The organism is Celeribacter baekdonensis (genome assembly GCF_003047105.1).
GTDB lineage: Bacteria > Pseudomonadota > Alphaproteobacteria > Rhodobacterales > Rhodobacteraceae > Celeribacter > Celeribacter baekdonensis_B.
Genome location: NZ_CP028475.1, coordinates 1,415,471 through 1,428,632, shown reverse-complemented (window position 1 = coordinate 1,428,632; position 13,162 = coordinate 1,415,471). Strand labels below are relative to the sequence as shown.

Below are 13,162 nucleotides of genomic sequence, written 5' to 3'. Positions count from 1 at the left end.
CCTGTCTGATCACTGGGTCCATTGAGATGCATGTGTAGATACGCTCGGAGTCTAGAGTGTCATAAATCGGACAAATTAGACTATCTACGACGTCTTAGGACTTAAAAACATGTGCAAATCGAACATTTTGGCGATCACACTCCGCCGGAATGCACCACCTCGTAGTAGATTTTCTCCAACTCTTCTTTGTGTTCGGCCTCTTCATTGGCGAGGAATGTAAACGCCTCTTTCAGGGGCCCCTCAGGCGCAGAGGCGGCCAGTTCTGTATATTGCTCCATCGCCGCCGTTTCGCGCAAAAGCGCGTATTGCAGCACGGTTTGATCATCCGGGGTGTCACCAAGATCGGGGACCTGCACACAGTCGGAAAATTTGCCGTCCGCCACGGGCCGGGCGATTTTTTCGGCCATCACGGCCGAAACTTTCGGGTCATTGGCGAGTGTTGTGAACAGATCGACGTGGCCCTGTTCTTCCTCGGCCAATTCTTTCGCCAGCCAGCGGATGTTTTTCGACACTTTCGGGATCAATGCGGTGTAAAAATCCCGCGCGACCACTTCAAAAGAGGTGGCGGTGTCCATGATCTCTTTGACGGTGGTGAGGCCGGAGAGTTTGTCTTTATTGGCTTCGCTCATTGCAGTGTCTCCCGTTTTGCGGTCAGCATTTTAGCCACGGATACGGCGACGCGGTGCCCATCGGCGACGGCGTGAATGACGTCGGGACCGGAGGTCGCGTCCCCTGCCGCCCAGAGCCACGGCTCGGAGGTTTGGCCATCGCGATCAATCATAATCCGACCGCGGTTCCATTCGAGCGTCTCGGTCAGCTCCGCGCCCAAAAGCGAGATGTCGGACATTTGACCGATGGCCTCGATGACCATGCCAGCCGGGTGGATTACTTCATCGCCCTCGTCATATTTTGGGGCAAATCGGCCCTCGGCGTCAAAGATCGCGTTGACCTTCCATGTGCGCAGGCCAGTGACCGTGTCGCCGTCCAACATGATCTCTTGCGGGCCACGCGCATCTAAGATGACACAACCTTCCTCCAATGCCTCTCTGACCTCTTCGGGGTCGGCAAGGAATTTTTCCAAGGCTTCGAGGGCGGTCACAGTGACGCCGACCTGGCCGTATTTGGCCTGTTGCAGCCGCGCCATGGAGCGGGCGATGTCCATCGCCACGTTGCCGCCGCCAATGACGGCGACCTGCGGGGGCACGGGGACTTCCTCGTCTGCTGTGATCCGCCGCAACAGATCAATCGCCGCTTCGGCATGAACTGAACCGGGGATGCGGGTGGAGCGGCCTTGGTGCAAGCCAATGCCGAGCACCACAGCATCATAGGCGGTTTTGAGCTGGTCCATCGAAATCTCGTGGCCGACGCGCATGTTACAGCGGATCTCGACGCCCATGCTCTCGATCACCGAAATCTCATGGTCCAACACGTCATAGGGCATGCGGTATTCGGGAATGCCGTAACGCATCATGCCGCCGGGTTTGGGCAGGGCCTCAAACACCACAACCTTATGGCCTTTGCGCGCCAAATCGAACGCGGCGGTCAGACCCGCAGGTCCGGCGCCGATGATCGCCACAGATTGGGCGGTTTCGGGCACATCGGGTTTCTGGATCAAATCAAAATAGCGTTCGCGCGGCACCGAGTCGGTGATGTTGCGTTTGAGCCAACGGATGGCGATGGGATCGCCTTCATGCAGGGCAGCACAGGAGGTTTCGCAATTGTGGGTGCAAATCCGACCACAGGCTTGGGAGAACGGGTTGGTTTCATACAAAAGTTGCAGCCCGGCCTCATAATCCCCCTCGCGCACGAGGCGGATGTAATCGGGGATGTCCATATGGGCGGGGCAAGTGGCCACGCAAAGCCCGCATTCAACGCAACGATCCGCCTCAAGCACCGCCTGTTCGCGGGTGAACCCATGGACGATCTCATCAAAGTTGCAAATGCGTGCTTCGGGTTCCATCTCGCCCATAGGGGCACGGGTGGTGCCGGAGAGGCGGCGCACATCTTCGCGGCTGTAGCCTTTGGGTTCATTGTCCCAGGATTTTGCGTCCACGCCGGGCACGAACCGGAACGCGTCCGGGTCGCTGTCGACCCATGTGTATGCGTTCGACATGGTGAGCGAGCCGGTCATGCAGACATCGACGCACAAAGCACACCAGCAGCAGCGGCCATAGTCGATCATCGGGCGCAGGCCGGAATCGCCCGGGCCAGTCACCTGGCCCTCCACCGGCACCATGTCGATGGCGGCGTTTTGGCAAATCGTTTCGCAGGAGCCGCAGCCGATGCATTTTTCCATGTCGTTTTGGTGAAAGCCGCGATAGCGATCCGCGGCCTCGCGGGTGAACGGGTCTTTGATGGTGACCGGATCGTTGATCACATGTTTCCATGCGGTGAAGGGGGAGAGAACGTCGCGCAATGACATGGGCTTACCTTTCGATCTCAGGCGGGTAGGTGTGCAGCGACACCATGAGGGCGGCGACATCGGAAATATTGGTGCCGGGGATCAGATGTTCGAGCAGGGCCATAGCGTGGGTGTAGCTTGGCCCCCGCACATTGATCCGGCGCGGATAGGCGGTGCCATCGGTGACGACGTAATAGCCATACTCGCCGCGCGAACTTTCGCCTTTGATATAGGTCTCTGCGCGCGGAATTTTCCAATGCAGCACATTGGGCAGATTGCCCATGACCGCGCCGGTTTTTGGCATCTTTTGTAGGATTTGGCGGATGAGCTGAATGGTTTCTTTCAGGTCATTGTAGCGCACCAAGGTACGGGCATAGATGTCAGAGGCCTGTTCGGTGTGGACGGTGAAATCGAGTTGGTCATAGACGAGGTAAGGACTGTCCTTGCGCACATCCTTGGCCACCCCGCCCGCGCGCGCATTTGGTCCGGTCACGCCGTATCTGTCAAACAATGCCGGGTCGATAGTGCCCACGCCTTGGGTGCGGGTTTTGAACACCGAGCTTTTGAACATCAGGTTTTCGGCATCGGCGATATAGCGGTCTGCGGTGCTCAGAACCTCTTCCATCCGGGCCTCAAACCCCTCGGGCAGATGCGCGCGTACGCCGCCCGGCAGGATGAACATATGATAAATCCGCGCGCCGGTGAGTTCTTCGAACCGATCAAGCATCAGATCGCGGGTGTAGGTCATCCACTGGCCAACCACGCCCAGCCCCAAAGCGCCGGAAATGCCGCCCATGGCCATCATGTAACTGTTGAACCGGCCCATTTCCAAAATCAACGTCCGAATCCATTGCGCCATCTCTGGCACGTCGATCCCGGCCAGTTCTTCGATGGCGGCGGCGTAGCAATACTCATTAAAATCGGGTTCCGGCACACAGACGCGGCAGACGATGGGGAAGACCTGAATAAAGGTCCGCCGCTCCATCAGTTTCTCAAACCCCCGGTGCAGATAGCCGACATGGACCTTGCCCTCGGCGACCTCATCGCCACAGACGGTCAGTTCGACCGACATATTGCCGGTGATGCCGGGGTGGTTTGGCCCGTGCCAAAGTTTCAGGTATTTGCCGGTTTCAAGGTCGATCTCAAGTGTGCCATCGGGGCCGGGTTGCGGGTATTGCGCGCGGTCAGGTTTGAAAGAAAACATCATTTGGTTCCTTTCGGATACTCGGCATAGAGCGTCTTTTGCATATGCTCTTTGGGATCATGGGTCTCGCGTCCGGGGCGGTCGCGGTAGGTTTGTTGGGAATAGGCCAGCGTGTCGAAATCGCGCCGGTAAGGCGGCAGGTCGGTCCAGCCTTCGAGAATGAACTCTTCATCGACGCGGGGAGAGCCGGGGAAATTGATCCCGAACATTTCGTTTAACTCGCGTTGATAGGTGGCCGCCGTCGGCCAGAGGTCATGGATCGTGTCGCCAGTTGCCTCCGTGCGGTCCAACATCACCCGCAACGCCAGTGTTCGATTGGCCGCGCGGTTGTTGATCATATAGGTCAGTTGAAACTGGCCTTCTTCGATCCAGTCCACAGCCGTGAGGAGCGTCAGGTGGGTAAAGCCATGCACATCGCGCAGCTCGGTCAGGATGCTGCGCAGCTCCGCCCGTTTGACGGTGACGAAACACAGGTCCGGGCGTTGAAACGTCGGCGTTCCAAGGTGATAGCGGTCTTTAAGGCGGTATAGGAGATCTCTCATCATGCTCACCAATTGTAATCCGGCATGTCCCAGTCCTTGATCACCGCCTTTTGGTTGGCTTTGTACTGGGCAAAATGTTCGGCGTATTTATTGGCCCCTTCGGCCTCGCCGCGACGGATGACTTTTTTGAGTTCCATAAAGCCATGTAGCAACGCTTCGGGACGGGGCATACAGCCCGCGATATACATGTCGACGGGCAGGTAATCGTCGAGCCGTTTGATGGTATTGTAGCTGTCCCAATACATCCCGCCGTTGATGGTACAGGACCCAAGCCCCATGACGTATTTTGGCTGTGGCATTTGCTCATAGGCGCGGATGGCGCGTTTGAGGGTCTTCACGGACAGGTAGCCGGAGATCACCAAAAGATTGGCCTGACGCGGGGTGGGCCGCCATTGGATGCCGTAGCGATAGGCATCAAAGCGCGGTGTCATCAACGGGCGCATCTCAATCGCGCCGCAACCGGTGCCAAAGCCCAAAATCCACAGGCTGTTCGAACGTGCCCAGTTGTAAAAATCTTCGACGATTTTGGAATAGGCTTTGGGGTGCACTTTAGGGGCGGCATCGCAAAAGTAATCGCGCAGCGGGTCGATGTCGATCTCTTGCCCATCGGGCGTGGTCACTGTGCGGGGTTTCAATTCTTCGCGCAGGGGCACGGGATCGGTGTTTTTCAGGAATGTGTCGTCAACGTCTTTCATGAGTTACACCATCAGGATTGCGAGGATGCCGACAGGCAGCCCCCATTTGAGGAAAAAGCGAATGCTCTGTTCGACCCGGAACCGCGGGTGGACCACGCCGATGACGGCGGTGATCATGTACAGCGCGAAGACTTTGATCGCGAACTCGGCCCAGCTTGTGGCCCCGCCAAAGAACAGGTTCATGTAGATGACCGTTTTGGCGACCGGAAAGAGAACGCGGTTGGTTTGCATCAAAGCCAGGTAAGACGAGTGATATTCTGTCGGCGGGCCGATCGGGATTTCTTGTGGGGCGACAACCACATCAAAGGGCGAGCGCATCATTGTGCCGACATAGGCGAAAAGCGCGGCCAAGGTGGCAACCGGGTTGGTGAACAGGGTCCAGTTCAAGATCGACCCTTGTTGGGCGCTGACAATTTCAGTGATGTTGAGCGTGCCGTATTGCAGCGAGATGGCATAGACGCCAAGCGCCAGCGGCAGTTCGGCCATGGTGACTTGTGACAATCCGCGCGACACGCCGATGGCGGCATGGGGATGACCGCTTTCACCCGCACCCAAGGCCATGCCCAAGGTGCCGAAGAACACGAAGTAGAGCGCAAGGATCAGATCACCGGCGTAGGAGAAATTCTGTGACCAGTGCGACCCAAAGATCGTCGGTACAAACAGCAACAGGCCCACACCGCCGGTGAGGCGAAACACCGGGCCGAGGTAATACATCACCCCATGCGAAATCTTGGAGCGCAGAGAGATGTTCTTCAACAGATCCACGTAGTTCTGCCAAACCGGGATACCGTAGCGCCCGCCGACACGCGCGCCGATTTTGCGCACCACGGCGGTCATCACCATGCCGTAGTTGATGACGATGAACAGGGTCAAAAGCGCGTAGGGGATTTGGACCCATTCGAAATGGACAGGGCTGGTCATAATGCGCCTCCCAAGGTTGCGCCAAGCGCGATCAGATAGACAGCGACCACAAAGAACAGCAGCTGCACGGCGTAGGTTTGGCCATTGCCGGTGTAGACCTTGCGGGTGAACTCCGCGACACCATGCAACGCATCGGTGACCCCGCCCCAGAACGCGGTGGATACCGGGGCCTCCAAAAATCCCATGGCCTTGCGGTAGGGCGCAAAGAAGTTCCAGGCATAATGGGTGGTTTGCGGTTTGAATGGCCGTTCGGCGGAAAACACGATGTTGAATTGCTTCACGCGCTGGGCGTTGTGGTTCATCCAGATGAGCAAGAGCAATACGGTGATGAACACCGTCGCAATCACGCCCCAGATCGCCACCGGATTCCAATTGCCATAGGCGGAGGTGATCGCCTTGCCGGACCAAATCAGTGGTTGGTCGCCAAAGATCTCGCCGATATAGGTGTCGACACGGCGCAGGATCATGCCGGGCAGGGCGGCGAATGAGATCAGGAACGCAACGAACAGCATTTGCGGTGCCACGATCCAAAATGGGGCCTCTTTGATTTGGCGATGCTCGTCATGGAGTTGCCCAAGAAAGATCGTGTGAATGAGCCGGAACAGGTACAAGAACCCCACAGGCCCAGCCATGAACACTAGGATCAATGGCAAGCGCAGATCGGTGGACATGATCGCATTGTAGAAAATCCAGCGCCCGCCAAAGCCCGACAGAGGCGGCACACCGGACATGGCGATGATCCCGACCAGCACAGAGACAAAGGTAAAGGGCATCAGCGTGATCAACCCGCCCATTTTATACATGAGCTTGGTGTGGGTGCGCTCTTTGACGCCGCCCACCGCCAGAAAGAGCATGCTCTTGTAGACGTAGTGGTTGATCACAAACATCAGGGCCAAGAGCCACCCCAAGTGGTTCATCAGCGCCAGACCAAACAAGGCGTAGCCCATCTGCGAGATCGAAGAATAGGCCAAGAGCCGTTTGGCATCCTCTTGGAAGATCGCCATGACCGCGCCAAGGAACGCCGAGATTGCCCCGATCCACACAAGCACATGGGTCAGATCGACGCCGTAAAGGGTCTGATGCCCCATGTTGAGCAGCAAAATCCACAGGCCAAACAATCCGGCCTTGAGCAGGATACCTGAAACCATCGGTGAGACGTCGGTTTCGGCCTCGGCATGGGCACCGGGCAACCAGATGTGCAGCCCCATCGAGGCGGTCTTGGTCATAAAGCCCAAGGCGAGCAGCACGAAAACCCAAGACGCGATAGAGGCGGGCAGGGCGGCCAGGCCTTCGAGCGGAAAGGGCATCATGCCGCCAGAGGCCAAAGCGAAGCCCGCGAGGATCACAAACGCGCCCCCCAGAGAGAACAGGATATAGGACAGCGCATGCGGCTCGGACTCGCGCCCGCGCAGGATCAGGAAATAAGAGCCAACGGTGAGAATTTCCCATGCGGCAAAGAATTGCAGCGAGGTCTCAGCCGATAGCAAAAGCGCCATGCCCGCATACATCAGCATTGCGGGTGTGTAGAATCCGATCCGCCGCCCCGTGGCCTGAAACGAGGCCAAAAGGATCAGCGCGCCACCCAGGATCATGATGATGGCAAAGACCAGCCGCAGCGGATCAAAGCTTTGATAAGACAAGGAAAACCAAGTCACGAGACCCGCGATGGCCAGTGCATTTTTGATTTTGGCGGGAAGGATGTCGAGCGGCAGAAACAATAGCGCAAAGAGCATCGGCACGGTTATCACCACATTGTCCACGCTCTGCGCCGTGCCAAATACATAGGCCAAACTCCAACCGGCAAGTGCGGCAATCAACACCACGGCCTCTTTGGTGAGAGAATAGATGAGCGGGCGCTGGGCGGGGCGTTTGAGCGCCATGCCGAACCAGCGAAACATCACGCCCGCCTCGATCAAGGCCGCGACCAACATCATCGCAAGGACCGGCATTTGGCCGGAGGCAATCAACCCATGCGCCAAAATCCATTTGGCGTAAAAGGACGGAAACGGTGGCAGGCCAGAGAGCATGGCGATGAAGGTGGCAAAGGCGAAAATCAACATCGGGGAGTCACACAACGCTGCCCAATCGGCCAACGTGCGGCCATTGACCAAGCCCGAAAGCCAAAACAACCCGGCTTTGGCGACGGCGTGAGAGATCACAATCCCGCCCGCGACATAGGCAAATTGCGGGCCGAGGACGGCTTTTTGCCCGATGACCATCAACACAAGACCGATTTGGCCGACCGAGGAATAGCCCAAAAGGCGGCGATCATTGGTTTGGGACAGGGCCAAAATGTTGGATCCTACAAAGGTAAACAGGCCAATCCCCGTGGCCAGCGGCAACCACGCGGGCCCGGCGACCGTAAAGAGCTTGTCGGCGGCAAACAGCGCGGCGGTGCCGGAAGCGGCGGAAAACAACGCCGAAAACCCCGGATGTGCGCTCTCGTAGATGTCCAGGGCCCAACCATTGGCGGGAAAGGGTTTGAGTTCCAACACCAGCGCGATCAGGACCAAAAAGATCGCCAAGGATGCACCGGAAAACGCCATCGGCAGGGCCGAAATGTCGTCAATATTCAGCGATCCATGGGCGTGATAGGTGAAGATGATGCCGATCAACAACAGGATCGAAATGACCTGCGAGACGATCAGATATTTGAAACCGGCGGCCAGTGCGCGCGCGTCTTTTGAGAGCAACACAAGCCCCGCCGTCGCGATCACGATCAGTTCCAAAAACACGAACATGTTGAACAGGTCGCGCGTCATGATCAAGCCCGACAGCGCCATGATCAGGACCAAAAGCACGGCCATCGCCTGACGGCCAAGCCGGATCAAATCGTCACGCATGTAGAACGCGGACAAAAGCCCAGTGATGGTCACGACCGACAAAAGGGCGGCCTCACTGACCCCAACGCGCAGGTTGATGGCAAAGGGCGGGCGGGTGCCGGCGGTGAGGATGTCGACCGGGACGGCTTGGCCCATCAGGAGGGCCACGGTCCATGACAGCGCAACAAAAAACATGACGGCAAGCGCGCCGATACTGACGGAAAAGGCGATGCGCGGGCGATCCGCGCGCAACAGACCCAACACAAACGCGGCCCCAAGCCCGGCGATGAGGAGGAACAGAGGGCTTACCATTTCAGCTCCGTAAAGTCAGAGATGTCCAAGCTGCCGCGCGTGCGGAACAGCCGATAGGCATAGGCGAGCATCAAGGCGGTGACGCCCAGGCCGATGACGATGGCGGTGAGGACCAGCGCCTGCGGCACCGGATCGGTGATACGGGCGAGGGCCTCGGAGGTGGGCACGGCAGCGTCCAAGATCGGCGCGGTGCGCCCCGGCAGATAGCCGACCGACACCAAAACCACATTCACCCCAGTGTCGGCGATGGTGAAACTCACGATCATGCGAAAGATGTCGCGATTGCTCAGTGCGCCGTAGAGACCGACAAGGATCAAAACGAACCCCAATGCCATTGCAATGTGAGATAGGGTCATTGCGCGTCCTCCGTTTCTTCCAAAGAGGTGAGGATCGAGGAAAATTCCGCCCCGACTTTCAACCCGATCACGGCATAAATCAGCGGGATCGCCCCGGCGGAGAGGATTGATCCAAACGTGCCCAAAGGCAGGATGCGATTGTCCAAAAATCCGCCTGCAAAGGCCAAACCAAGCAGGCCGATCAAAACATATGTCAGCCCCGCTGTGCTTTCGATCCGGGCAATGAGGCGATGCGAAAACCGTTCTGCCGGATTGGCCAAAAGCGTCAGCAACAGGCCAGAGGCGACAATCGCCCCGCCTTGAAAGCCGCCGCCGGGGGTCAAATGGCCGTTGAGGAACACATAAGCGCCAAACAGCATAATCACGGGCACCAACATCCGCGTGCCTGTCGTGAGCAATTCACCCGAAGGCAAAAAGCCCGATCCCGACCGGCCTTTTGGGGCTTTCGAATGGGCCAAAACCAGCCCGACGATGGCCGCCGTGAGAAACAACACCGTGACCTCGCCCAGCGTGTCGAGCCCGCGATAGGTGACGACAATCGCGGTCACCACGTTTTGCGCGCCGGTCTCGTTTGGCGTTTGCGTGGCGTAATAGGCGGCGGTTTGGTTCAGTGCGCTGTCGGGGGTGAACCCGGCAAAGAGCGTGAAAAACGCCACGCCCAAAAGCGCCAAAATCCCAAAAATGATAGCGTTTCGGGTCATGATTTGCCCTCCCTGCGGATACGTCCAAGGACAAAGAAAAACAGGAATGTGGTGAGGCCGGACCCGATGGCGGCCTCGGTCATCGCCACATCGGGTGCGGCCAGTACGAGGAACAACACCGAGGACATAAGGGACACAAGACCCGCCGCCAAAACGGCGGTGACGGTCGAGCGGGTGAGGACAGATATGAGGGCGGCGACCAATGCGGCGAGCGCCAAAATGATGGCCAGTATGGCGAGCAAGACAGTCATGCCACATCCTCCACATTTACTGCGTCTGCGAGGGCGTCGGCTTTGGTTTTGTCCGAAAGTGGCACGCCAGCGCGATGGGCAGCGCGGGCCAAAACTTGCGAGGAAAGCGGGCTGGTGAACATTAAAAACAACATGATCAACACCAGTTTGACGCTCCACGACGGCGCGATCAACGCCACACCGATCAGGACCAAAAGCGTGCCCAATGTGGTGGCTTTGGTGCCCGCTTGGATGCGGTTGTAAACATCGGGCATGCGCCAGAGGCCAAGCCCACCCAAGGCCAAAAACACAGCGCCGCCCAATATGGTCAAGGCGCCGAACATATCCATCAAACCAGAGAGTTCAGTCATGATCGCCCCCTTCTAAATACCGGGCTGCGATGAGGACGCCGAGGAAGGACAAAAGCGCATAGACCAGCGCCACATCGAGGTAAATTTTGCGGTCAGTGATCAGCGCGATCAACACAATCGCGGTGACCGATATGATGGTCAAACCGTCAAAAGCCACGACTCGGTCGGTGCCGCGTGGACCCTTGATGAACCGCAGCGCAGCCAACACAAAAGCCAGCAAAACAAAGCCCGCCGCCACAAATAAAATCAGCTCAGCCATACATCACCTCCAAGTAGTTCTCGAAGCCCGAGACGATGGCCTTTGTGGCCGTGTCGGGGTCTGTGGTGGGGGCGACGACCCAATGGATATAAAGCCACTCACCTTGGATGTCGCAGGTCAGCGTGCCGGGGGTTAGGGTGATGGCATTGGCCAATAAAAGCCGCCCGACCGGATCGGTCAGCGTGGTTCGGACCTTGACGATGGCGGGGGAAATGGGCAGCGCAGGCGTCAGCACCAGCTTGGCCAAAATCAGGTTGGCTTTGATGAGTTCTTTGAGGAAAAAGCCGATAAATCCGACACTTGCCAAAAAGGCGGCTGGGGTCAGACGCAGACCGGAGAGAAACGACAGGCTTGAGCCAAAAAACAGCGCGATGATGGCGGCGACGATCACGCCGGTGATCAGGGTTGCGGGACTGATCGAGCCGTTGAGCAAGAGCCAAAACAACATGAGCGTTGCGAACAGGCGTAGAGAAATTTGTGGTGCATTGCGTGCGAAGGGCGGCGCTTTCAGGCCTTGCGTTGGGGGCGGTGTGCTTTGGTCGCTCATGTCATCTGGCCTCCTTGCGAGGTGGGCGGTCTTGGGGTGTCTGCGCGCGTTTGTCCCTGATCTGCGTGAAACGCGTGCTCAATGGGTCTTGCAAATCAAGGTTGCGAAAATGGGCCATACCGGGGAGGGATGTCGCGCGGTCTTGGGGTGTTTAGAACATGCATTCACACATTCTGATTTGACCTCGAACAAATCACGGCGGGTTTGTGACCGTTCCAACCGTTTTTTCGCGCCTGTGTGCGATCATGCGGCGGGCCAGCGCGAAGGGGCGCGCAAAACAGCACAGCGTGCGGGCGTGTGCGGTTCAGACCTGCGCAGGGGGGCATTGGGCAATTTGCGCTTTTCCTCGCCGGGATCAAATGACACAGTCCGCAAGGCCGCGTGCCGCAATTGCTCTCACGTTTGAAAAGGACCCGCCTCATGTCTGATCCTCGCCTGTCTGATCCTGTGATCCTCATCGCCTCCGACAGTTTTTCCCCGGATGAAATCGCGCGGATCGAGGCCGTGGCCCCTGCGCTGCGCGCCGGGACGAAAGAGGCGCGCGCGGCCTTGCCTGTGGATCAGCGTGCATCAATCAAAGCCATTGCCAACAAGGGACATCGGGCGATTGATGGCGCGCAAATGGACCTGTTCCCCAATCTCAAACTTATCGCGCAATTTGGCGTCGGCTATGATGCGATCGACGTGGCGGCGGCCAGCGCACGCGGCATCACGGTGACGAACACGCCGGATGTGTTGAACGAAGATGTGGCAGATCTGGCGGTTGCGATGATGTTGGGCTGGGCGCGCCAAATCCCCCAAGGCGACGCTTGGGTGCGCAATGGCACATGGGCTTTGGGGCGTGAATTGCCGCTCAATCGCAAAATGTCCGGGGCCAAGGTCGGCATCGCTGGTATGGGCCGGATTGGCCGCGCCATTGCCGACCGTTTGGCGGCGTTCAATATGGATATTCATTATTCTTCACGGGGCGAAAAAGACACACCGGGTTGGACCTATCACGCCGATGTCGTGGATTTGGCCGTGGCGGTCGATTGGCTTGTGGTTGCCGTGGTTGGCGGCGAGAGCACGCGCGGTTACGTCTCGCGCGCGGCCATTGAGGCGCTGGGGCCGCAGGGTGTGGTGATCAACATCGCGCGTGGCACATGTCTTGACGAAGAGGCGCTGATCGAGGCGTTGCAACAGGGCAAAATCGCCGGTGCCGGGTTGGATGTGTTTTACAACGAACCGCATGTCGATGCGCGGTTGATCGCGATGGACAACGTGCTGTTGCAACCGCATCAGGCCTCATCCACCGTCGAAACCCGTCGCGACATGTCGATGGCGCAATGCGCGAATTTGGCGGCGTTTTTTGCCGGAGAGGTGTTGATCACGCCTGTGAACTGACGCGGTTGTTTGAGACTTTCGGCCTTGCATCACCAGACGTGGAGCGTCTTTTTGCGGGACAGCTGGGCGGGAAACGCCTAAAGGGGAGGCAAATGATGGCAGGCGATGACTTACGCAAAGGAAATATGTCGATGAAATATGGTCTTGTATTGGTGGGGTTGATGGCTTTGGCGGGCTGCGCGGACCCGATGGCACAGGTCACGCCGGAGGGCTTTATGACAGAGGTGCCCGAGGGGGTCCTTCAACTGGCCGCACCAGATCAAAACCTCAATGCGGTTCAGTTGAACCCCGAAGATGGGTGCTTTTGGTATCAACATGTTGGTCCGGTCGAGACGACGATGTTGCCACTGCGCACCCCGCGTGGGAATGTGATTTGCGCGCAGCAGCAAGAACCGCAACTGACGGCGATGTGATGTGA

The 13,162-nt window shown here is 58.1% G+C and carries 15 protein-coding genes; 2 read left to right on the top strand and 13 right to left on the bottom strand.

Features of this window, described 5'->3' with window-relative positions; translation table 11 throughout:
- Positions 1–134: 134 nt before the first annotated feature.
- The 13 genes from DA792_RS10495 to DA792_RS10435 are packed head-to-tail and all read right to left on the bottom strand — an operon-like array spanning position 135 to position 11,361.
- A complete protein-coding gene (locus DA792_RS10495) occupies positions 135–629 on the bottom strand; it encodes a ferritin family protein (protein WP_107719904.1) in 495 nt (164 codons plus the stop codon).
- Positions 626–2,422, bottom strand: a complete 1,797-nt coding sequence (locus tag DA792_RS10490) for an FAD-dependent oxidoreductase (RefSeq protein ID WP_107719903.1) — start codon at positions 2,420–2,422, stop codon at positions 626–628. The genes DA792_RS10495 and DA792_RS10490 overlap by 4 nt, the downstream gene beginning before the upstream one ends.
- A gap of 4 nt (positions 2,423–2,426) precedes the next feature.
- Positions 2,427–3,608, bottom strand: coding sequence for a hypothetical protein (locus DA792_RS10485; RefSeq protein ID WP_199908156.1), 1,182 nt, complete (start codon positions 3,606–3,608; stop codon positions 2,427–2,429).
- On the bottom strand, positions 3,605–4,147 hold the full coding sequence (locus DA792_RS10480) for an NADH-quinone oxidoreductase subunit C (RefSeq protein ID WP_199908155.1): 543 nt from the start codon (positions 4,145–4,147) through the stop codon (positions 3,605–3,607). The genes DA792_RS10485 and DA792_RS10480 overlap by 4 nt, the downstream gene beginning before the upstream one ends.
- Positions 4,148–4,152: 5 nt before the next feature.
- The gene (locus DA792_RS10475) at positions 4,153–4,842 is read right to left on the bottom strand and encodes an NADH-quinone oxidoreductase subunit B (protein WP_199908154.1); all 690 of its coding nucleotides are present in this window, start codon (positions 4,840–4,842) and stop codon (positions 4,153–4,155) included.
- 3 nt (positions 4,843–4,845) lie between these two features.
- A complete protein-coding gene (locus DA792_RS10470; RefSeq protein ID WP_107719900.1) occupies positions 4,846–5,763 on the bottom strand; it encodes a respiratory chain complex I subunit 1 family protein in 918 nt (305 codons plus the stop codon).
- Positions 5,760–8,897, bottom strand: coding sequence for a proton-conducting transporter transmembrane domain-containing protein (locus DA792_RS10465; RefSeq protein ID WP_107719899.1), 3,138 nt, complete (start codon positions 8,895–8,897; stop codon positions 5,760–5,762). The genes DA792_RS10470 and DA792_RS10465 overlap by 4 nt, the downstream gene beginning before the upstream one ends.
- Entirely contained in the window at positions 8,891–9,253 is a 363-nt protein-coding gene (locus tag DA792_RS10460; protein ID WP_107719898.1) for a sodium:proton antiporter, read from the bottom strand. The genes DA792_RS10465 and DA792_RS10460 overlap by 7 nt, the downstream gene beginning before the upstream one ends.
- Complete coding sequence (locus DA792_RS10455) at positions 9,250–9,954, bottom strand: Na(+)/H(+) antiporter subunit B (protein WP_107719897.1); 705 nt, start codon at positions 9,952–9,954, stop codon at positions 9,250–9,252. The genes DA792_RS10460 and DA792_RS10455 overlap by 4 nt, the downstream gene beginning before the upstream one ends.
- The gene (locus DA792_RS10450) at positions 9,951–10,205 is read right to left on the bottom strand and encodes a Na(+)/H(+) antiporter subunit B (protein ID WP_107719896.1); all 255 of its coding nucleotides are present in this window, start codon (positions 10,203–10,205) and stop codon (positions 9,951–9,953) included. The genes DA792_RS10455 and DA792_RS10450 overlap by 4 nt, the downstream gene beginning before the upstream one ends.
- Positions 10,202–10,555 carry a monovalent cation/H(+) antiporter subunit G gene (gene mnhG / locus DA792_RS10445; RefSeq protein WP_199908153.1) on the bottom strand — a complete coding sequence of 118 codons (354 nt, stop codon included), beginning with the start codon at positions 10,553–10,555 and terminating at the stop codon, positions 10,202–10,204. The genes DA792_RS10450 and mnhG overlap by 4 nt, the downstream gene beginning before the upstream one ends.
- Positions 10,548–10,814: a monovalent cation/H+ antiporter complex subunit F gene (locus DA792_RS10440; RefSeq protein WP_107719895.1), complete on the bottom strand. Its 267-nt coding sequence runs from the start codon at positions 10,812–10,814 to the stop codon at positions 10,548–10,550. Before DA792_RS10440 ends, mnhG begins: the two co-directional genes overlap by 8 nt.
- The gene (locus tag DA792_RS10435) at positions 10,807–11,361 is read right to left on the bottom strand and encodes a Na+/H+ antiporter subunit E (RefSeq protein ID WP_107719894.1); all 555 of its coding nucleotides are present in this window, start codon (positions 11,359–11,361) and stop codon (positions 10,807–10,809) included. Before DA792_RS10435 ends, DA792_RS10440 begins: the two co-directional genes overlap by 8 nt.
- A 420-nt stretch (positions 11,362–11,781) precedes the next feature.
- Here DA792_RS10435 and DA792_RS10425 point away from each other — a divergent pair, with 420 nt between their 5' ends.
- Both DA792_RS10425 and DA792_RS10420 read left to right on the top strand, forming a co-directional pair.
- Positions 11,782–12,744, top strand: a complete 963-nt coding sequence (locus tag DA792_RS10425; protein WP_107719892.1) for a 2-hydroxyacid dehydrogenase — start codon at positions 11,782–11,784, stop codon at positions 12,742–12,744.
- A gap of 92 nt (positions 12,745–12,836) precedes the next feature.
- Entirely contained in the window at positions 12,837–13,157 is a 321-nt protein-coding gene (locus DA792_RS10420) for a hypothetical protein (protein ID WP_254679675.1), read from the top strand.
- Positions 13,158–13,162: the final 5 nt, after the last annotated feature.